Annotated in this window: 15 protein-coding genes, 2 pseudogenes and 1 riboswitch; of the genes and pseudogenes, 10 read left to right on the top strand and 7 right to left on the bottom strand. The window is 71.5% G+C overall.

The window, feature by feature from the left end:
- Positions 1–21: 21 nt before the first annotated feature.
- Both IF28_RS0100470 and IF28_RS0100465 read left to right on the top strand, forming a co-directional pair.
- Positions 22–2904: a DEAD/DEAH box helicase gene (locus IF28_RS0100470; RefSeq protein WP_030212038.1), complete on the top strand. Its 2883-nt coding sequence runs from the start codon at positions 22–24 to the stop codon at positions 2902–2904.
- Complete coding sequence (locus tag IF28_RS0100465) at positions 2901–5021, top strand: SWIM zinc finger family protein (RefSeq protein ID WP_030212037.1); 2121 nt, start codon at positions 2901–2903, stop codon at positions 5019–5021. The genes IF28_RS0100470 and IF28_RS0100465 overlap by 4 nt, the downstream gene beginning before the upstream one ends.
- Positions 5022–5039: 18 nt before the next feature.
- Here the strand turns inward: IF28_RS0100465 and IF28_RS0100460 are convergent, their stop codons facing one another.
- The 3 genes from IF28_RS0100460 to IF28_RS0100450 are packed head-to-tail and all read right to left on the bottom strand — an operon-like array spanning position 5040 to position 7884.
- On the bottom strand, positions 5040–5816 hold the full coding sequence (locus IF28_RS0100460) for an ABC transporter ATP-binding protein (RefSeq protein WP_030212033.1): 777 nt from the start codon (positions 5814–5816) through the stop codon (positions 5040–5042).
- Complete coding sequence (locus IF28_RS0100455; RefSeq protein ID WP_030212030.1) at positions 5813–6883, bottom strand: FecCD family ABC transporter permease; 1071 nt, start codon at positions 6881–6883, stop codon at positions 5813–5815. Before IF28_RS0100455 ends, IF28_RS0100460 begins: the two co-directional genes overlap by 4 nt.
- Positions 6880–7884: an ABC transporter substrate-binding protein gene (locus IF28_RS0100450; protein WP_199808945.1), complete on the bottom strand. Its 1005-nt coding sequence runs from the start codon at positions 7882–7884 to the stop codon at positions 6880–6882. Before IF28_RS0100450 ends, IF28_RS0100455 begins: the two co-directional genes overlap by 4 nt.
- A 54-nt stretch (positions 7885–7938) precedes the next feature.
- Positions 7939–8060, bottom strand: a riboswitch (cobalamin riboswitch).
- A gap of 285 nt (positions 8061–8345) precedes the next feature.
- Between IF28_RS0100450 and IF28_RS37335 the strand changes: the two genes are divergently transcribed.
- Positions 8346–8900, top strand: a complete 555-nt coding sequence (locus tag IF28_RS37335) for a GNAT family N-acetyltransferase (protein ID WP_234324834.1) — start codon at positions 8346–8348, stop codon at positions 8898–8900.
- Between the two features lie 21 nt (positions 8901–8921).
- Here the strand turns inward: IF28_RS37335 and IF28_RS37330 are convergent.
- A pseudogene (locus tag IF28_RS37330) lies at positions 8922–9128 on the bottom strand (helix-turn-helix domain-containing protein); the annotation flags it as partial.
- Positions 9129–9439: 311 nt separating this feature from the next.
- Between IF28_RS37330 and IF28_RS0100440 the strand changes: the two are divergent.
- Complete coding sequence (locus IF28_RS0100440) at positions 9440–10315, top strand: hypothetical protein (RefSeq protein ID WP_030212023.1); 876 nt, start codon at positions 9440–9442, stop codon at positions 10313–10315.
- A 96-nt stretch (positions 10316–10411) separates the two neighbouring features.
- On the opposite strand, the gene IF28_RS0100435 is transcribed toward IF28_RS0100440, so the two are convergent.
- Both IF28_RS0100435 and IF28_RS0100430 read right to left on the bottom strand, forming a co-directional pair.
- On the bottom strand, positions 10412–11530 hold the full coding sequence (locus IF28_RS0100435; RefSeq protein WP_030212022.1) for a fatty acid desaturase family protein: 1119 nt from the start codon (positions 11528–11530) through the stop codon (positions 10412–10414).
- Between the two features lie 7 nt (positions 11531–11537).
- A complete protein-coding gene (locus IF28_RS0100430; protein WP_030212020.1) occupies positions 11538–12593 on the bottom strand; it encodes a ferredoxin reductase in 1056 nt (351 codons plus the stop codon).
- Positions 12594–12680: 87 nt separating this feature from the next.
- On the opposite strand from IF28_RS0100430, the gene IF28_RS0100425 reads away from it, so the two are divergent.
- The 5 genes from IF28_RS0100425 (at position 12681) to IF28_RS0100400 (ending at position 17888) form a co-directional block, all read left to right on the top strand.
- A complete protein-coding gene (locus tag IF28_RS0100425; protein WP_030212018.1) occupies positions 12681–13820 on the top strand; it encodes a PucR family transcriptional regulator in 1140 nt (379 codons plus the stop codon).
- A 1216-nt stretch (positions 13821–15036) separates the two neighbouring features.
- Entirely contained in the window at positions 15037–15240 is a 204-nt protein-coding gene (locus IF28_RS0100415) for a cold-shock protein (RefSeq protein WP_030212013.1), read from the top strand.
- A gap of 344 nt (positions 15241–15584) precedes the next feature.
- A complete protein-coding gene (locus tag IF28_RS0100410) occupies positions 15585–17078 on the top strand; it encodes a DEAD/DEAH box helicase (RefSeq protein WP_030212012.1) in 1494 nt (497 codons plus the stop codon).
- A 46-nt stretch (positions 17079–17124) separates the two neighbouring features.
- A complete protein-coding gene (locus tag IF28_RS0100405) occupies positions 17125–17529 on the top strand; it encodes a CBS domain-containing protein (protein WP_030212009.1) in 405 nt (134 codons plus the stop codon).
- Positions 17530–17579: 50 nt separating this feature from the next.
- Positions 17580–17888, top strand: coding sequence for an SCO5918 family protein (locus IF28_RS0100400; RefSeq protein WP_030212007.1), 309 nt, complete (start codon positions 17580–17582; stop codon positions 17886–17888).
- A 403-nt stretch (positions 17889–18291) separates the two neighbouring features.
- Here the strand turns inward: IF28_RS0100400 and IF28_RS39610 are convergent.
- Positions 18292–18648 (bottom strand): annotated as a pseudogene (locus IF28_RS39610) (ATP-binding protein).
- 1133 nt (positions 18649–19781) lie between these two features.
- Here IF28_RS39610 and IF28_RS0100390 point away from each other — a divergent pair.
- A complete protein-coding gene (locus IF28_RS0100390; protein ID WP_030212005.1) occupies positions 19782–20120 on the top strand; it encodes a MerR family transcriptional regulator in 339 nt (112 codons plus the stop codon).
- Positions 20121–20179 lie beyond the last annotated feature (59 nt).

Here is a 20179-nt window from a genome sequence, read left to right as displayed (position 1 = left end):
GGGCGGGAGGTGACAGGACGTATGAGCCAACGGGAAACCACCGGGCCGGACGGCACGGGCGGGACGGCCGGTGCGGACGTTCCCGTCCGGCTCGCGGCCGTCTTCCTCCCGGCGCCCCTCCCGCGCGAGGGCCGTATCGCCTTCTACGACCCCGAGGGCGCCCCCGACGGCGAGGGACCGCCGGACGGCGTCCCCGGGCCGCGCACGGACCTCACCGTCGTCCGGCCGCACGGCGCGGGGGTGCGCCGCCGGACGGTCCCCGCGCTCACCCTCCCCGTCGACGAGGCCCTCCCGCTGCTGGTCCGCGCCCGGCACGACCCCGCGGCCCATCCCGCCACCGCCTGCTGGGGCGCCGCCGCCCTGCACGCCCTGCGGCTCACCGCGCGCGGCCGCCTGCTGCCCGGCCTCACCCCCACCGGCCACGACGCCTGGCGGGCCGGCCCGCTCGACCCCGACGACGCGGCGCACCTGCGCGCGGTCGCCGCCGCCCTGCCGTACGAGGGCCACGCCGTCCCGCTGCCCGGCCCCGGACCCCTCAGGCTGCCCCGCCCCGAGGCGCTGGTGCGCGCCTTCCTCGACGCCGTCGCCGACACCCTGCCCCGCACCCCCGCCGCGCCGTACGCCTCGGGGCTGCCGTTCGCCGCCCGGAAGCCGCAGCGGCTGCCCGGCGCGCAGGACTGGGCCGCCGAGGTCGCCGCCGGCATGGACGCCGGCGTACGGATCTCGCTCCGCCTCGACCTGTCCGCCTACGACCTCTTCGACAGTGAGGGGGCCGGCGGGGACGCGGGCGCCGCGCGGAGCGCCGGCGCCGCGATCGTGCAGGTGCACAGCCTCGCCGACCCCACCCTGGTGGCCGACGCGGCCGCCCTGTGGGCGGGCGAGGCCGACAGCTCCTTCGGCCCCCGCGCGCGCGTGGACACCGCCCTCGCGGTGCGCCGCGCGGCCCGTGTCTGGCCGCCCCTGGACCGGCTCTCCGACCAGGACGCACCGGACGTCCTGGCACTCACCGAGGACGAGCTGAACGACCTGCTCGGGGTGGCGGCCACCCGGCTCGCCGCGGCCGGGGTCGCCGTGCACTGGCCCCGCGACCTCGCCCAGGACCTGACCGCCACGGCCGTCGTCCGCTCCGCTCCCGGCTCGGCCACCGACGGCACCGGCTTCTTCGAGAGCGAGGACCTGCTGCGATTCGGCTGGCAGCTCGCCCTGCGCGGCGACCCGCTCACCGAGGCCGAGATGGACACCCTGGCCGAGGCCCACCGTCCCGTCGTACGGCTGCGCGACCAGTGGGTGCTCGTCGACCCCGCCCTCGTCCGCAAGGCCCGCAAGCGGGACCTGGGGCTGCTCGACCCGGTCGACGCGCTCTCCGTCGCCCTCACCGGCCACGCGGAGGTCGACGGGGAGACCGTCGAGGCGGTGCCGGCCGGCGCCCTCGCCGTCCTCCGCGACCGCCTCACCACCGGGGTGCGGCCCGCCGGCCCGCCACCCGGTCTCGACGCCACGCTGCGCGACTACCAGCTGCGCGGCCTGGCCTGGCTCGACCTCATGACCTCCCTCGGCCTCGGCGGCTGCCTCGCCGACGACATGGGTCTGGGCAAGACCATCACCCTCATCGCACTGCATCTCAAACGGGCCCGCCCCGAGCCGACCCTGGTGGTCTGCCCCGCCTCGCTGCTCGGCAACTGGCAGCGGGAGATCACCCGGTTCGCCCCCGGTGTCCCCGTCCGCCGCTTCCACGGCCCCGACCGCACCCTGGACGGTCTCGACGGCGGCTTCGTCCTCACCACCTACGGCACCATGCGCTCCACCGCGTCCGACCTCGCCGCGCGGACCTGGGGCATGGTCGTCGCCGACGAGGCACAGCACGTCAAGAACCCCCACTCCGCGACCGCGAAGGCCCTGCGCACGATCCCGGCCCCCGCGCGGGTGGCGCTCACCGGCACCCCCGTGGAGAACAACCTCTCCGAGCTGTGGGCCCTCCTCGACTGGACGACCCCCGGACTCCTCGGCCCCCTGAAGTCCTTCCGCGCCCGGCACGCGCGCGCGGTGGAGACCGGCGAGGACGAGGAGGCGGCCGAGCGGCTCGCCCGGCTGGTCCGCCCCTTCCTGCTGCGGCGCAAGAAGTCCGACCCCGGCATCGTCCCCGAACTGCCGCCCAAGACGGAGACGGACCACCCCGTCCCGCTCACCCGCGAACAGGCCGCGCTCTACGAGGCGGTGGTGCGCGAGTCGATGCACGCCATCGAGGCCGCGCAGGGCATGGGCCGGCGCGGACTGGTCCTGAAGCTGCTGACCTCCCTGAAGCAGATCTGCGACCACCCGGCGCTCTTCCTGAAGGAGGAGCGGCCGCGCGCCGCCGGAAGCGACCGGCTCGCCGCCCGTTCCGGCAAACTCGCCCTGCTGGACGAGCTCCTGGACACGGTGCTCGCCGAGGACGGCTCCGCCCTCGTCTTCACGCAGTACGTCGGCATGGCCCGCCTGATCACCGCCCACCTCGCCGAGCGCGCCGTCCCCGTCGAGCTCCTCCACGGGGGTACGCCGGTGCCGGAGCGCGAGCGCATGGTCGACCGCTTCCAGAGCGGCGCCACTCCCGTCCTGGTGCTCTCCCTCAAGGCCGCCGGCACCGGCCTCAACCTCACCCGCGCGGGCCATGTCGTCCACTTCGACCGCTGGTGGAACCCGGCGGTGGAGGAGCAGGCCACCGACCGCGCGTACCGCATCGGACAGACCCAGCCCGTCCAGGTCCACCGGCTGGTCACCGAGGGCACCGTAGAGGACCGTATCGCCGAGATGCTGGAGTCCAAGCGCGCCCTCGCCGACGCGATCCTCGGCTCCGGGGAGTCGGCCCTCACCGAGCTGTCCGACCGCGATCTGTCCGACCTGGTGTCCCTGCGGAGGACGGCATGACCCCCCGCCCCTCCGACGAGGCCCGCGAGGCCCTGCGCGCGGCCCGCGCCCGCACGACCGGCGAACCGGCGGCCACGGACGAGCACGCGCCCCCTACGGACCGGCCGTCCGCCCCCGGCCCCGGCGCCCGCCCGGGCGACGTGGCCCGCGAGGCACTGCGGCAGGCGGTACGGGACCGGCGCGGCGCGGGGACATGTGCCGACGCCGCCGACCCGGACCGGGAGGACACCGTACCGGCGAGCCTCGCTCCGGACGACGCGGTGGTCGCTGACGAGGGGCCGTCGGAGAAGCCGGCGCCCGAGACCGCGACCGCCCGGCGCCCGGGGGACATCGCCCGGGAGGCGTTGCGTTCGGCCCGCGAGGAGGGACTGCGGGAGCGCCCGGCACCCGGCGACCGCGCGCCGGACGCCGAGCCCCCCGAGCGACGCGCCCCGTCCCCCCGAGTGCCGCGCACGACCCGCGGCGACCGGGCCGCCGACGCCCGCGCCCGCGAGGTACGGGAAGCACTCACGGACGCCTTCCGTCTGCCCGAACCGGCCCCGGACACCGCCGCCGACGCGCGCTCACACGACGGCCGTCCGGCCACACCCGGCCGGGAGTCTGCCCCCGGGACGGCAGACGAGGTGCGCTCACACGGCGGCCGTCCGGCCACATCCGGCCCGGGCCCGGCCCCCGCAACACCCGGCCACGCGCGCCGTCCGGCCACTCCCGGCCCGGAGTCTGCCCCCGGGACGGCAGACGAGGTGCGTCCACACGACGTCCCGTCCACCCCCGCCCGGTACGTCGCGGCCGCGCCCCGCCCATCCGGCACCCCGCGCGAAAGCACACCTCCCGCGTCCGCCACCCCCCGATCCATGGCCGTTCCCGCCCGCGACGGCGACCTGCGCCGTACCTTCCCGGCGCTGCCGCCCCGCCCCGCCGACGGACGGGGTTTCGCCGAGACCTGGTGGGGTGGCGCCTGGGTCACGGCGCTGGAGGAGGGCGCGCTGGACACCGCCCGGCTCGCGCGCGGACGAGGGTACGCCGAGCAGGGGCACGTGGACGCCATCACCGTCACGCCGGGACTCGTGCTCGCGTATGTGCAGGGCAGCCGCCCGCGCCCGTACCGGGTGCAGCTGCGGCTGCGGACGTTCGCGGACACCGACTGGGAGCGGTTCCTGGACGCCGCCGCCGACCGCCCCGGCCATATCGCGGCGCTGCTCGACAAGGAGATGCCCCAGTCCCTCGCCGACTGCGGAGTCCCGCTGCTGCCCGGTCCCGGCGACCTCGGCCCGCGCTGCAGCTGCCCCGACTCCGGACACCCCTGCAAGCACGCCGCCGCCCTCTGCTACCAGACGGCCCGGCTCCTCGACGCCGACCCGTTCGTACTGCTCCTGCTGCGCGGCCGGGGTGAACGCCAGGTCGTCGACGCGTTGTCCCGGCTCAGCGCCACCCGCGCGGCCCGCGCCGCCCAGGAACGCGAACCCGAACCCCTCCCCGGCATCCGGGCGACCGAGGCCCTCACCCGGCCCGGCCGCGTCCCCCTCCCGCCCCCGCTGCCCCCGCCGCCGCACCCCGAACAGCCGCCCGTGTACCCGGCCGCGCCGGGCGGGCCGGACCCGTTCGCGCTGGACCAGCTCGCCACCGACGCCGCCGCCCGCGCCCACGCCCTGCTCACCACCGGCCGCGACCCGGTCGGCGGGATCACCCTGTGGCAGGACGCGGTGCGCGTCGCCGCCGCCCGCCCCGGCTCCGGCCTGACCGCCGCCACCCGCGCGCTGTACTCCTCCCTCGCCCGGGCAGCCGGCCGTACCCCCGCCGAGCTGGCCCGCGCGGTCGCCGCCTGGCGCCAGGGCGGCCCGACCGGTCTGGCCGTCCTGGAGGAACCCTGGGACCCGCCGGCCGGCCGCTTCGACCGCGCCCGCCCCCTCCTCCTCGCCGCCGACCTCCCCGCCTTCCGCCCCTGGCGCAACCACCTCACCCACCCCCGCGGCCACGTCCAGCTCCGCCTGGGCCGCGACCACCTCTGGTACGCCTACGAGTCCGAACCCGGCCACGACGACTGGTGGCCCCGGGGCACCCCCGACCCCGACCCCGTCGGCGCCCTGACCGGCCTGGACGCCCCGGGCGACCTGTGAGCCCCGGGAGCGGATCCCTCAGCCGTCCGGGAGGAACGTCACCTGCGGGGCGCCCGTACGCGGATGGGTGGCGACCTCCGCCGCCACCCCGTAGACCTCCGCCAGCAAGCGGGGCGTCAGCACCTCGGCGGGCGGTCCCGACGCCATGATCTCGCCGCCGTGCAGGACGTAGAGGCGGTCGCAGTAGTAGGCGGCCAGGTTGAGGTCGTGCAGGGCGAGCAGCACCGTGGCGGGCAGCCGGCGCAGGGTGTCGAGCACCGACAGCTGATGCCGGATGTCGAGATGGTTCGTGGGCTCGTCGAGGACGAGGAGGGCCGGCTGCTGGGCGAGGGCGCGCGCGATGAGGACGCGCTGGCGCTCGCCGCCGGAGAGCCGGTCGAACGGGCGGTCGGCCAGCTGCACGGCGTCGACCGCCAGCAGCGCGGAGTCGACGATGTCGCCGTCCTCGGGGGTGTCACCGGCGAGGAACCGCTTGTGGGGGGTGCGGCCCATCGCGACGACCTCGCGCACGGCGAGGTCGAAGTCGGCAGCCGAGTCCTGCACCACCGCCGCCACGGTACGGGCCAGTTGCCGCACCGGCAGCGCCCAGGCGTCGCCCCCGTCGACCCGGACCCGACCGGCATCAGGTCGCAGAACGCGGTAGACGGCACGCAGAAGGCTGGACTTGCCACTGCCGTTGGGGCCCACGAGCCCGATGGTCTCGCCCGCGCGGGCGGTCAGCGAGACCTCGCGCACCAGATGACGGGTCCCGGCGGTGAGCGTGACCGCTTCGACGCTCAGTTCGGTCGCGGTCATGCCACTCCTCGGTCGGTGCCGCGCCGGGCGTCCCGGCGCATCAGCCACAGGAAGAACGGCCCGCCGCACAGGGCCGTGAGAACGCCGACGGGTATCTCCGTCGGCGCGGCGACCGTCCGTGCGGCGATGTCGGCCCAGACGAGGAACACCGCGCCGCCGAGTGCCGCCGTCGGCAGGACCCGGCGGTGGTCGCCGCCGACGAACAGGCGCACGATGTGCGGCATCATCAGGCCGACGAAGCCGATCGGTCCGGCCGCCGCGACCAGCACGCCCGTGACGAGGGAGACCACGACGAACAGCCGGGCGCGGAACCGGGCCACGTCCAGCCCCATCGTGGTGGCCGCCTCCTCACCGGCCAGCAGCAGATTGAGATTGCGGGCCTGCGCGGTCAGCACACCGATGCCGAACAGCAGCGCCAGGCCCGGCAGCCACAGCATGCCCCACGCGACTCCGCCGAGGCCGCCGAGGGTCCAGGCGAGGACCGCGCGGGCCTCGTTGCCCCGGTCGGTGGTGAGCAGCAGCAGGTCGAGTACGGCGGTGAGCACCGCGGCGACCGCCACCCCCGACAGCACGAGCCGTGACGAGGTGATGCGTCCGCCGGTACGGGCGGTGGCGTACACGAGCAGCAGCGCGCCCAGGGCGCCCACGAACGCGGCCACCGACAGCGACACCGGCCCGAAGAGGGTGACCCCGAACACGATCACGGAGACCGCGCCGAGGGACGCCCCCGAGGAGACGCCCAGCAGATAGGGCTCGGCGAGCGGATTGCGGACCAGGGCCTGCAACGCGGTACCGATCACCGCCAGACCGGCCCCGGTGACCGCGCCGAGCAGCACCCGCGGCGCCCGTACGTCCAGCACGATGGTCTCCCGCGCCCGCGACCAGTCCGGCTCCTGCCAGCCGGCTCCCAGCGCGTGCGTGACGATGCCCCACACCTGGCCGGGCGGCACCCGGACGGAACCGATCGCGAGCCCCGCCGTGACGGAGACGAGCAGCAGGACGGTGAGGACGAGCAGCGTGGCGGCCGACCGCGTACGGCCGGCCCGCACGACGGGGGCTGGGCTCACCGGAAGCTCTCGGGGTGCAGCCCGCGCGCCAGGTCCTCGACGGCGTAGGCGGAGCGGATGCCGACGAGGGTGGCGGTCAGCGGCAGTACGACGAACCGCTTGTTCCTGACGGCGGGTACGTCGGCGAGCGCGGGCTGGGAGAGCAGGAACTCCTTCTTCTCCTCGACGCTTCCGGCACCGGCGTAGTCGTAGATGGCGATGACCTCGGGCCTGCGCTCGACGACCTGCTCCCAGGAGACGTCGCCGAAGACGTCGTCGAGGCCGGCGAAGACGTTCTCACCGCCGGCCAGCCGGATCAGCTCGGTGCCCAGGCTCTTGCCGCCCGCGGTGAAGGCGCTCTTGTCGCCGCTGTCGTAGACGAAGACGGACACCCCGGGCTCGCCCGCGACCTTGCCGGTGGCCGCCCCGACACGCCCCTCGAGGTCGTCGACCAGCCGGTCGGCGCGCTCCTGGACGCCGAAGATCCTGCCGATGGTGCGGATCTCGTCGTACGTGTCCTTCATCGTCACCCGCTTCTTCCCGCAGTACTCACGGTTGAGGTAGGTGTCGATGCCCGCGCCGGCGAACGCCTCGCGGGAACGTCCCTCGGTCTCGGCGAAGGCGCTGCCGTAACCGCCGTAGACGAGATCGGGCCCGGCGTCCAGGATCTTCTCGAACGACGGTTCCCGCTCGGCGAGTTCGGGGACCGCCTCGTACTTCTCGCGCAGCTCGGGCAGAACGGCGGAGTCGGGAAAGGCCGTACCGACCATACGGTCCTCGAGCTCGAGAGCGAGCAGGAGTTCGGCCGGGTGCTGATGGATGGTGACCACCCGTGACGGCGGCCTGTCGTACGTCGTCCTCACACCGCAGTTGTCGACGGTGACGGGGAAGCCGGCGGGGGCGGCGGCGGTGCTCTTCGCGTCGCCGCCGCCCGTGTCGGCCGAACCGCAGCCGACCGTCAGCAGCACGACCGAAACGGCCGTGGCACGAAGGAACCCGCGTATGCGGGCAGGGGTGAACAGGGACACGTGAGGCCTCCTGGAGTCCGCGCTCCTCGGATCGGGCCCGCGACGGACCAGTGTCCTGACTCCCGGATCCGCGTTCCCTCCGCCTTCCCGCGCGACGCGCAGTGGCATGTCGGAGGAGCGCTCCCCGGTCACAGTGGCGGGACCGTGCCGGACTCACACCGGCTTCCTGTCTCCCGTCGCGGCGATGACCCGACGATCCTACGTTTCCGGGACCGCGGGAACGAACGGCTGCCGCAACCTCGGGCCGGCCGGCCCCCACTCCGCCCCCGGACAGCCCTTGGGATCGCCTCCCGATCCCAAGGATGCTCGAAGCACCAGGAGATGTGGAGGTGCCCGGCGGCGAGGCCCTTTCCGTGTTCCAACGGGCTCAGGCCGGGCAGGACGCAGCACCGCGGTACCAGGCGAAGGACAGACCCGCCGCAGGAAGGCACTCCCCGGTGCGAGATACTCTCCCGATGAGTTCACGCACTTCCCCGATCGGTCGGCCGATCACGATACGGAGGGCCGTCGCGCGGGATGCCAAACGGCTCACGCGGCTCGTGCGTGGCTCAGGCGCCTATGAGGGCAAGTACGGAGCCGCGGTTGCGGGCTACCGGGTCGGTTCTGATTACATCGAGGCCCACCGGGTCTTTGTGGCCGTCGGTGCCGACGAGCATGGAGGCCGGGTCCTCGGGTTCTACTCGCTCGTCCTCGCTCCACCGGAGCTCGACCTGCTGTTCGTTGCCGACGACGTGCAAGGGCGGGGTATCGGACGGCTGCTCGTGGCGCATATGCAGTCCGAGGCCCGTTCCGCCGGGCTCGAACGTGTCAAGGTCGTGTCGCATGTTCCCGCCGAGGACTTCTACCACCGCGTGGGTGCGGTGCGGACCGGGACCGCGTTCGCGAACCCGCCCGCTGTGCCGTGGGACCGTCCCGCATTCGAGTTCCGCATTCTTCCGGGACGACGTGGTGTGCCGGTTGGCGGGGCACCGGTGGCCGGCTTGCAGGGGTCGCTGGACGCCGCGGGCTGACCAGTGTGCGCGGTGACCGGCGGGTCGGGCGGTGGCCGCCTGGATGACGAAGTCCTCGTCGTCGGTGCTGAGCAGGCGGGGACGGCCTCCCGCCCACCGAAGGTCCAGGCAGGCCGGGCAGATCTCGTTGAACCGGTGGATGACGCCCCGGACGGTGTCCTCGTCGGCCTGCACCAGCTGGGCGATCAGCGGCACCCGGTTCCCGCCGGCCGGGGCCAGCAGCATCACTGGCTCACCCGCCATGCCGACCGTCTCACCGACGACCAGGCACCGCAGCTCAAGGAGATCCTGGCCCGCTGCCCCGCCCTCGGCCACACAGCCCACCATGTCCGCGCGTCCGCCGAGCTCATGAACAACCGTCAGGGCCGCCACCCGGACCAGTGGATGACACAGTGGAGGCCGATACCAACGTCTCCCTTCGCAGACGTTGAACCGCCAACAGGACCCCCGGGCGCCGCGGGCGCATAGTGAGGAGTGGCCGTGCGGCGTCCGTCCGCGCATTTCCGGCCGCTACCAGGCGTCCGTGAGGAGGCCCCCTCATGCCGTACACCCGCATCCAAGGCGAATTCCGGATCGTGGGGACGAGCCCCGACGGGGACACGGTCCGGTTCTACCCGGACGACCCGGCGGTATGGGACACGATCCCCGGCCCGGTTCCCCTTCAGATCCACGGCCCCGGCGGAGCCAATCTGCGCCTGGAGGGCATCGACGCCCTGGAGACGCACTTCGATCCCCCCTTCGTCGGCGGGGGCGTGCTTCACCAGCCCAAGGCGCAGGCCGAAGGGGCGGCCGCCGAACTGCTGCGCCTCCTCGGGTTCGACCCCGTACAGCGCACTCCGAGCGGGAAGGTCAAGGCCCCCACCAACCCCGCCGCCGTCCGCGGATACGTCCTGACCCGCGGCGGTGACCCGCTCGGCCGCTGCATCGCCTTCACCGGGCCCGGAGCAGGACCCGACGCCGATGCCGACGGCAACGTCTTCTTCACGCCGGCCATGCTGCACGAGACCGTCAACCACAAGCTGCTCGCCAAGGGCTTCGTCTATCCGACCTTCTACCGGTCCCTCTTCCCCGACCTGCGCAACGACATGACCGCGACCGCGCACAAGGCCCAGGCCGACGGCGAGGGTCTGTGGCCGCTCGACAAGACTCAGAAGCCCACGGTGGTCGTGGGCCCTCCGGAGGTCAGCAAGGACGTCATCCTGCCCAAGTTCTACCGGCGGCTCGGCGAGTACGTGCTGCTGAACGACGGAGACCCCGACCTCGGCGGTTTCGTGGTGTTCCTGCGTCGCAAGGCCGACACGTTCACCATCCTTTCCACCGGGCACACCAGCACCGGCCTCGACCTCATCATCGAGGTCAACGACAGCAAGGTCCGCTGGACCCACGACATCGAGGACATCGTCTTCGACGACTGAGCCCGTGCGATGACGCATCACGTCGAGTGCGGGGCGATGCTGGAGCCTGCGGACAAGGGCGCCTGACTCGGGTTCGTGAGCCAGGCGCTTGAACAATCAGGCGGCGACGAGCTCCTGCTCACGGTCCGGCGTCTTGACCTCGGGCTTCTTGTTCGGCAGCGAGAGCCGGAAGACCTTGCGCCACGCGGAGAACACCTGTTTGGGCAGCGGTCCGGTGACGTACTCCAGCTCGTACTTCTCGAACAGCGCGCGCACCTTCACCGCGACCTCGGCGTACCGGTTGCTCGGCAGGTCCGGGAACAGGTGGTGCTCGATCTGATGCGACAGGTTGCCGGTCATGAAGTGCATGGCCCTGCTGCCGCTGATGTTCGCCGAGCCCATCATCTGGCGCAGGTACCACTGGCCGCGCGTCTCGCCCTTGATCGACCGGCGCTCGAAGACCTGCACGCCTTCGGGGAAGTGTCCGCACATGATCACCGAGTGGGACCAGATGTTGCGGACCAGGTTGGCGGTGAACGTGGCGGCGAGCGTGGGAAGGAACGACGGGCCCGACAGCAGCGGGTGGATCACGTAGTCCTTGAGCACCTGCTTGCGGATCTTGCGGCCCACTGCCTTGGCCCGCGCGCGGAACTCCGGGTTCTTGCGGCGGCGCTTGTGCAGGTTCTTGCCGAGCTCCAGGTCGTACGCGGCGATGCCGTACTCGAAGAAGCAGGCGTTGATGAAGTTCCACAGCGGCTGGCCAAGGTGGAACGGGTGCCACTTCTGGTCCTCGTCGACGCGCATGATGCCGTAGCCGAGGTCGTTGTCCTTGCCGATCACGTTGGTATACGTGTGGTGCAGCTCGTTGTGCGAGTGCTTCCACTGGTCGGCCGGCGAGACGTGATCCCATTCCCAGGTGGTGGAGTGAATCTTAGGGTCTCGCATCCAGTCCCACTGGCCGTGCAGGACGTTGTGGCCGATCTCCATGTTGTCCATGATCTTCGCCACGGACAGACCGGCGGTGCCGATCACCCACGCGGGCGGGAAGAGTGAGAACAGCAGCACGCCCCTGCTGACCAGCTCGAGCTTGCGCTGCGCCGAGATGACCTTGCGGATGTAGGCGGCGTCCTTCTCGCCGCGGTCGGCGATCACCTCGTCGCGGATCGCGTCCAACTCGCGGCCGAGCTCCTCGATCTGCTCCGCGGTCAGGTGGGCGGTGGGGTCGATGGCGGTCAAGGTGCTCCTACCGTTCGATGTCGCAGGGGCCCGCCGCGGCGGACACACAGGTCTGGATGAGGACGCCCGGCTCGGCCTCGGTGATGTCGCCGGTACGCAGGTCGCGGACGGCGCCCGCCTTGAGCGGCGTGAGGCAGCCGAAGCAGATGCCCATGCGGCACCCGGAGGGCATGAGCACGCCGGCCTCCTCGCCGACGTCCAGCAGCGGCGTGGCGCCATCCGCGTCGACGGCCTTGCCGGTGACGCTGAACGTGACCTCGCCGCCGTCGCCGGCGACGATGACGCTGGGGCGGAACCGTTCGGTGTGCAGGCGCTCGGGGATGCCGTGCTCGGTCCAGTGCTCTTCGGCGGCGTCGAGCAGGCCCGCGGGCCCGCAGGCCCAGGTCTCGCGCTCGGCCCAGTCGGGTACGAGTTCGCCGAGACGGGCGATGTCGAGCATGCCGTCTGTGTCGGTGTGCACCTCGGCGAGCCGCAGCTTCTTGTCCGAGACCAGATCGCGCAGTTCGCTGCGGAAGATCACGTCTTGCGGCCGTGGCGCGCAATGGACCATGACGACGTCGTCGAACTCGACGTCGCGCAGCATGCCCATCACGGGCGTGATGCCGCTGCCGGCCGTCAGGTAGAGCACCTTGTCGGGCTTGACCTGCGGCAGCACGAAGTCACCGGTCGCCTGGTCGAGCTGGACCAGCGTGCCCGGTTTCGCCCTGCGGACCAGGTGGTTGCTGACCTTGCCGTCCGGGATCGCCTTCACGGTGATCGTGACGCGGCCGTCGTGGCGGTCTGTCGGCGAGGTGATGGAGTAGGCACGCCACAGGCGCACCCCGTCGACGTCGACCCCGATCCGCACGTACTGACCGGCTGTGTGGCCGCGCCAGCTCCGTCCGGGCCTGATCACGACAGTCGCGGCGTCAGCCGTCTCGGGTCGCACGGACTCGATGCGCCCACGCAGGTCGGCGCCCGCACGCAGTGGGCTGACCAGGTCGAGGTAGTCCGACGGAAGCAGCGGCGTCGTGACCATCTCCAGCAGTTTCCACGCCCTGCTGCGGAGGGCTGCGCTCGTCATGAGTCCAGCTTGCTGCGTCTCAGGGCGTAAAGTCCTGACCGTAGGACGTGAATCTGGTAGGTGGAATTGTTCGCAGGGAATAAAAACGTGAATCGTGTAACCCAGAGGGCCAGCGAACTGGCCCTGGATGAGACGACGGTCACCGCACTTCGGGCCGCACTGAAGACCACCGCCGACGAGGTCGTCCAGGCGATCATCGACGAGGTCCCTCCCTACGCCAACGCCCTTTCGGGCCGCATGGGCGGCACCATCCGCCGAGCCGTTCGCACCGCCCTGGGGAACTACCTGGACCTCGCGAGCGGGAACGCCGCGGGCGGCGACGGCGGTGACGCGGCCTACGAGCTGGGCCGCGGCGAGGTGCGCGACGGCCGTTCGATGGACGCCCTGCTCAGCGCCTACCGCGTCGGCGCACGCGTGGCTTGGCGATGCCTGGCAGCGGGCGCCGTGTCCGCAGGTCTGCCCGCCGCCGAGGTCGCCAAGTTCGCCGAGCTGACCTTCGCCTACATCGACGAGCTCTCCGCCGCGAGCGCCGCGGGCCACGCAGACGAACTGGCCGCCCGGGGCAGGGCCCACGAGCGCCACCTGGAACACCTGGCCCGCGACCTCCTCGCCGGCGCGAGCCCGGACGTGCTGCTGGCCTCTGCTCAGCGGGCCGGATGGCAGCCTCCGGATTCGCTGACGGCGGTCCTGCTGCCCGCCGCCCAGGCCCGGCCTGCCTACCGCGCGCTCGACCCGAGCACCCTCGTCCTCGACGATCTGCCGGACGCCACCGGTGTGCTGCTCGTCCCCGATGCCGACCGATCACATCTCTTGCGGCAGTTGACCGACCGCACCGCAGTGGTCGGCCCGGCCCGGCCATGGACTCGTGCGTCGGCCTCGTACGCACGAGCCGTACGCGTGCGCTCCCTCTCCTCTGATATTCGCGACACCGAGGACCACCTGCCCGAGCTGGTGCTGAGCGCCGACGTGGACGCTTTCGCAGACCTGCGTGCCCGAGCCCTCGCACCGTTGCGCACCTTGCCTGTCGCGACCGCACGCCGGCTGGAAGAGACATTGCGGGCGTGGCTGCTGCACCAGGGCAGGCGGAACGAGGTGGCGGCGGCTTTGTTCGTCCATCCGCAGACGGTCCGGTACCGGATGTCGCAGCTGCGGGAGCTGTTTCCGGATCTCGCATCGCCGCACCGGGTCCTTGAACTGACGCTGGCGGTCGGTCTCCGGGCCGGTTGACGCGTACTTCGACCATCCACGAACTCCCGGCGGATCCCGGATCCCGGCATCGTGCTCGGTGTCCCAGCGCACAATGTGCGGTGCGGGCGAGTAGGTGGGATCGTGAGGGCTCCCGTGCCCGAGGAAGGGTTTCAGGTCGTCGGCGTGTGACTTGGGAATGTCGGGCAGCCGGGGCGGTGTGTTCAACGGGTCGAGGCGCTCAACGGTGGCCGCTGCCCAGCTGATCCATTCCTCGGCGTCGGTTCTGGCCTGGCCCGGAGGCATGTCCTCGACTCGCGTGCGTACCGCGCTTACCCATGGGGTCATTCGGGTGGCGTGGCGCCATGCCGCTTCCTGGGCTTCTAGGTGCCTGACGCGGTACGCCTCCGCGTACCGGATGCGGGCTTGTTCCATGGCGGCTTCCCAGCGGATGCGCTTCTGGCGTGCCGCTTCCGCCTCGTCCTGGCGTCCGCGTTCGGCGGCTTCGCCGCGAAGCGGGACATGCTCAGCGAGGCCCTCCTGTCCTTGAGACGGCGCGGCGCCGAAGCCGACGCGGCGTCCGTGTGTCCGTGTGTCCGAGGCTGCCCCTGAGCGAAGGCGCTGAGTCTTGCGGAGCCGCCGAGCTGCAACTGAGCCTGTTGATGTTCAGCCCTTCCCCACCGGCGCACTGGCGCACGATCCGTTCCACGCCCGCGGAGTGGCCGTGGTGCGGGAAGGCACGGCTGGAGGCGCTGAAGGCGGCCGCCCGGTAACGGAAATCGGTGGCCGCAGTCTGGAAGAACTCTTGCAGGAGCCCTTGGAGGGCTGGAACATCCGGTGTTCCCCACAGAGCTGATCGTCGGCGAACTGGTCACCAACGCCGCCCGCTCCGGCGGCGCCCCAGTGGGCCTGCGGCTGATTCGGGATCAAGTCTGATCTGCGAGGTCTCCGATCTGAGGCGTTGAACGCCGAGTGCATCAATATCTGTTCCCGAGAGGTCAGTTTTTGGAGGGCCACGCAACTGGAGTTTTTGCCGCGAAGAGCGGAGTGGAATTATCCAACGCACACGGGCGGCTCCGGCGTGCTACTGTCCATCTCAGTTGCAGTTGTGGTTCCCAAAACTTCAAGTGCCTCCGCCAGGCTTCTGCCGGGCGGGAGGTCTTTGTATTTCCGGTCATTTCCGGGCGGGGTAATCATCGCGGCGACACGGCGTCCGCGCAGTGCGGACGCCGATGCACTGCCCCAAAGGAGAGATGACATGGCTGCTGGTACCGTGAAGTGGTTCAATGCGGAAAAGGGCTTCGGCTTCATCGAGCAGGACGGTGGCGGCGCCGACGTGTTCGCCCACTACTCGAACATCGCCACGCAGGGCTTCCGCGAGCTGCTCGAGGGCCAGAAGGTGAACTTCGACATCGCGCAGGGCCAGAAGGGCCCGACGGCCGAGAACATCGTTCCGGCCTGACGCTCACGCGTAATCCGTAGCTGGGGCCCGCATCCCTCGGGGTGCGGGCCCCAGCTACACGCGTATCCCGCAGCGGCTTTCACCCGTGGGACGACCCGGAGGAACCCGCAGTACCACCACAAGCGGTTCCTCCCCCAGGGCGCAGGCGCGTCCTGAAGCGCTGCCTCGCAGCGGGCGCCCGGATCGCAAGGTCCCCATCGCGTCACCCATTTCAGCACCTGTGCCCACGGATGTTTCCGCCGGCCAGATCTGCTTTCTTTTTTCCCGGTCCATACTTGTAATTCTCCATGCCATTCATCGCGGCGGGAATTCCTTGATATGTGCCACATCGAGGAAGGTTCCGCATGAACCGCACGTACACGAACGACCGCCCCGCCCGCGCCCGTGACGGCCGTTCCGACGCCGGAGGGGGCGCCAGCGGCCATGGCTCGCGGGCACCGCGTCGTACCGGCGGGCCCGCGCGCTCCGGCGGTTACGGCCGTCGGCCCGCCGCAGAGCAAGGTGAGTTCGCGCTGCCCAGGACGATCACCCCCGCGCTGCCCGCCGTTGAGGGCTTCGCCGATCTCGACATGCCCGAGCAGCTGCTGGCCGAACTCGGCAGGCAGGGTGTGACCGCGCCGTTCCCGATTCAGGGAGCGACGCTGCCGAACTCCCTTGCGGGCCGTGACGTCCTCGGCCGCGGCCGCACCGGTTCCGGCAAGACCCTGGCCTTCGGCCTCGCCCTGCTCGCGCGTACCGCTGGGCAGCGTGCTGAGCCCCGCCAGCCGCTGGGGCTGATCCTTGTACCGACGCGTGAGCTGGCACAGCAGGTGACCGACGCCCTGACCCCGTACGCCCGCTCCGTGCGGCTGCGGCTGGCCACGGTCGTGGGCGGCATGTCAGTCGGCAGGCAGGCCGGCGCGCTGCGCGGCGGAGCCGAGGTCGTCGTCGCGACACCGGGACGGCTCAAGGACCTCATCGACCGCGGCGACTGCCGGCTGAACCACGTGGGCATCACCGTGCTGGACGAGGCCGACCAGATGGCCGACATGGGCTTCATGCCCCAGGTCACCGCCCTGCTCGACCAGGTGCGCCCGGAGGGGCAGCGGATGCTGTTCTCCGCCACCCTGGACCGCAACGTCGACCTGCTGGTACGCCGCTACCTCACCGACCCCGTCGTGCACTCCGTCGACCCGTCGGCCGGTGCGGTCACGACGATGGAGCACCACGTCCTGCACGTCCACGGCGCCGACAAGCACGCCGCCACGACCGAGATCGCCGCCCGCGACGGCCGCGTGATCATGTTCCTGGACACCAAGCACGCCGTCGACCGGCTGACCCAGGACCTGCTGAACAGCGGGGTGCGGGCCGCCGCGCTGCACGGCGGCAAGTCGCAGCCCCAGCGCACCCGCACGCTGGCGCAGTTCAAGACGGGGCACGTCACCGTGCTGGTGGCGACCAACGTCGCGGCGCGCGGAATCCACGTCGACAACCTTGACCTGGTCGTCAACGTCGATCCGCCGACCGGCCACAAGGACTACCTCCACCGCGGCGGCCGTACCGCCCGCGCCGGCGAGTCCGGCAGCGTCGTCACCCTGGTCACGCCGAACCAGCGCCGTGGCATGGTCCGTCTGATGTCGGACGCCGGAATCCGGCCGCAGACCACCCAGGTCCGCTCGGGCGACGAGGCCCTGAGCCGGATCACCGGCGCCCAGGCACCGTCCGGCATCCCGGTCGTCATCACCGCACCGGTGGTCGAACGCCCCAAGCGCAGCGCCACCTCCCGAGGTCGCCGCCGCCCCGCCTCGGTGACCAGGCGCACCCCCGGACGCCAGTCCGGCTTCGGCGCGGTGGCCTAGACCTTTAGTGATCAGGAAGTCCGCCCATCTCTGCAGGAGGCACCCTTTGACGCTGGTTCAGACAGAGTCCCGCCCGGCGGACGCCGACCCCGCGCACAGGACGGCGGTGGAGGTCATGGACGCGGCCGGACCGCAGGTCTGTGACGACATGAGCGTCGAGGTGGCGCTGGCCGTCATGGCCGCCGCACGCACGGTCCGGCTGGTCGTCTGCGACCAGGACGCCCAGTGCACCGGCCTGGTCACCCACGCCGAACTCGCCGCCGTCCGTGACAGCTCCGACTACACGGACCGTGTCCGCCTGCGCGACATCCTCGGCGACCACGGTTCGTTCCCCTCACCCGTGACCACGATGGCCGAAGCCGAGCACGCGATGCGCACCCGTCGACTGGGTGTCCTGCCGGTGGTCGACGAGCAAGGCAGCGCCCTGGGTGTCCTCGCCCTCTCCCGCTGAAACACCTGGCCCCTGGTCGGACCGTTCTTCCCTTCTCTTTGTGAGGCCACATGCGCTGCGTCATCGCCCGCTTCCCCTTCGAGCTCACCAAGGGCGGCGTGCTGGAATCGATGAAGGGCATCAAGCCCGAACCGGTCACCGGCGAATCGGTGATCATCGGCCGCCGCCACTACCCCGTCAAGCAGGTCGGCCAGGTCATCACGCGCCAGGACCGCCGTGACTTCAGCGCCGCCGAAGTCCTGCGGGCCATGGCCCGGCTCGGCTTCACCTGCCGCGCCGTTCCCAAGGCAGCGCCCGTGGGCATTCTCAGCACGATGCAGCACGCTTCCGCGATGCTCGGCACCCCCGTCACGGCCTGACCGGGTCAACAGACACGAGCCGACACCCAGCAGTGTGGGCCCGACCGGTACGCCGGTCGGGCCCACACCGCGTGCGGCGGGTTCCCGTCACCGTTGCCCCGCAGGAGCCGGGCGACATGGAACCGCAGACGCGTGGGCGGCCCGTCCTCCCTCACGGGGGCGTCGAAGACGGCGGGCGAACTCGCCCAAGTGAGCGCAATCTCCCAGCACAGCCGACACCCTCTGCCTCCACAGCGCTTCGGCAGTCGGCCGACCGGTGACGGCAGCGCCACCGGTGGCCGCGGCCAGGGACTTCTGGTGGCTCTGGCCGGACTCCACCAGGGCGGAACGTCCCCAGCAACTCGTCGGGCTGCGGTATGAGGCGGAGCATGTTCGTCGGCCACCCGGCTGCTTGAGGGTGACGCTACTGGGCAAGGAGGGCGCTCACGATCTTGCCGCCGGAGGCCCGGCGGGTGGGCGCCGTGGCGTGGGCGAGGCCGGTGACCACGGGCCAGCCGAAGCCCCGGTACCGCCGTTCAGGTCAGGGGTGCGCATGCGCGGCACAGGCCGGCTGGGATCGTGAACGGCTACCTGACGGTGTCGGGGTGCGCAGTCGGTTCCAGTGTGCAGCGGCCCCACCGTGGCGCAGGGCATTGGTGACGAGCTCGGAGACGACCAGGACCACAGTGTCCGCCGCGTCAGGAGCCACGGTCGGCTGCGGCGCCGGGCAATCATCGTGATCATCAGGGTCACCCTGATCCCTGACCCCGCAGAGCCCCAGTGCTTGCCTGAAAGAGGCGGAGGACCACAGCCGACAAATGACGGCACCCGCTGCCGTGAGCCTCCGTGTCTCCGCAGCCCGCGGACTGCTCGAGTCAGGGGCCGTGCTGGTTCGCCACCAGCTGCTCGATCATCCCGGGATCGTTGAAGGCGGCGCAGGGCCTTTTGCCGCGCTCGTCAACGGCCGACCTGGGGGCGTCACGGCTGGAAACATCCGTGCCGGTCGGTGGTGTCCTCACTGGACGCAGTGTCGGCCGGTGCCGCCGACGGCAGCCGCGGCGCAGGCGGCGACGTCACGCCCAACCCGACATGCCACGCGGTGGTGGGTCACTGTGAGCGCCGGCCAGAGCCTCGCGGCTGCTTGAGCCATCCATGGGGACCGGTCGAGGCAGAGTGCCTCATCTTCCAGCGCGCGGAAATCTGTACTCGCTGGAGTAGACATGGGGCGGCGATGTGGTTAAGGTTTCTGTCGTAGCCGAGATCAAGAGAGGCCCGGCAGAGATGAACTGTCGGGCAGTAGTGTGCAGTTGCAGTTGGCATGACGGTGCGGTGGTGGAGTTCCGAAGCCAGAGTGGTCGAGGACGGCGACGGGACTGACGACCGGACCGGGTGGCCCGCAGGAGGGGCCGCCATGAGCAGTACCGCAGTATCAGTAAGTGAAGGTTCGCAGTACCCAGCAGTGAAGTCAGTGGCAGTACCTCGGTGAAGGCGCCGGCTGCGGGCGCGCGCATCGGGAGGTTCGGCAGTGGGGTTCCAAGCCAGGGCAGACGCAGGATGGGCGACGGGGCTGGCTGCCGAAGAGTGGCGCTGTTCGAGGCCACCAGCAGTTCGCAGTACCAGTAGTACGCAGTTCCCGTTAGTGAGTAGTTGATCAAGAGGGAAGAACGGAGGAGCCGAGCGCCATCAGGATCGCCCGGGCGGAAGTCTTGGACCCGGGTACCGCAGGACATCGATAGTGAGGTGGTCTCCGGTCAAGCAACCGCGATCCCCGCGCACCCGACAGCATCTCGGTCGGGTCTGCGGAAACACAGGGCCGGTGCAGTATCAGGGCCGGCAGATGGTGTAGCAGTTCCTTCGGGGCCCTGGCGGCAGTACGGCGCCAGGGCCCCTCCACGCGTTCCACAGAGAGGTGCAATGACAGCAGACGACACGTTCGGCCGTCTCGATGACGACGACTACCCCGCCTACACCATGGGCCGGGCCGCCGAGATGCCCGGCACCACACAGGGCTTCCTGCGCGCCATCGGCGAAGCCCGCCTCATCACCCCGCTGCGCTCCGCGGGCGGACACCGCCGCTACTCCCGCTACCAGCTGCGCATCGCCGCCCGTGCCCGGGAACTCGTCGACCACGGCACCCCCATCGAGGCCGCCTGCCGCGTCATCATCCTCGAAGACCAGCTCGAGGAAGCCCAGCGCCTCAACGCCCCATACCACCGCGCCACCGAATCAGCGAACCCGACCGCAGCAGCGTGAGATGAGCGTGCCCGTCCGCGTCGGCGGGTACCGCACGCATGGTCTGCCGTGCGGGGTGA

The sequence above is a fragment of the Streptomyces sp. NRRL WC-3626 genome, from assembly GCF_000718785.1.
Classification (GTDB): domain Bacteria; phylum Actinomycetota; class Actinomycetes; order Streptomycetales; family Streptomycetaceae; genus Streptomyces; species Streptomyces edwardsiae.
The sequence above is the reverse complement of the archived record's forward strand: the minus strand, read 5'-3'. Positions and strand labels throughout refer to the sequence as shown.

Bases quoted from the DNA above. Each gene is read 5' to 3' on its own strand.
- IF28_RS0100470 (WP_030212038.1), top strand. From the start codon at position 22: ATGAGCCAACGGGAAACCACCGGGCCGGACGGCACGGGCGGGACGGCC.
- IF28_RS0100465 (WP_030212037.1), top strand. From the start codon at position 2,901: ATGACCCCCCGCCCCTCCGACGAGGCCCGCGAGGCCCTGCGCGCGGCC.
- IF28_RS0100460 (WP_030212033.1), bottom strand. From the start codon at position 5,816: ATGACCGCGACCGAACTGAGCGTCGAAGCGGTCACGCTCACCGCCGGG.
- IF28_RS37335 (WP_234324834.1), top strand. From the start codon at position 8,346: ATGAGTTCACGCACTTCCCCGATCGGTCGGCCGATCACGATACGGAGG.
- IF28_RS0100440 (WP_030212023.1), top strand. From the start codon at position 9,440: ATGCCGTACACCCGCATCCAAGGCGAATTCCGGATCGTGGGGACGAGC.
- IF28_RS0100430 (WP_030212020.1), bottom strand. From the start codon at position 12,593: ATGACGAGCGCAGCCCTCCGCAGCAGGGCGTGGAAACTGCTGGAGATG.
- IF28_RS0100415 (WP_030212013.1), top strand. From the start codon at position 15,037: ATGGCTGCTGGTACCGTGAAGTGGTTCAATGCGGAAAAGGGCTTCGGC.
- IF28_RS0100410 (WP_030212012.1), top strand. From the start codon at position 15,585: ATGAACCGCACGTACACGAACGACCGCCCCGCCCGCGCCCGTGACGGC.
- IF28_RS0100400 (WP_030212007.1), top strand. From the start codon at position 17,580: ATGCGCTGCGTCATCGCCCGCTTCCCCTTCGAGCTCACCAAGGGCGGC.
- IF28_RS0100390 (WP_030212005.1), top strand. From the start codon at position 19,782: ATGACAGCAGACGACACGTTCGGCCGTCTCGATGACGACGACTACCCC.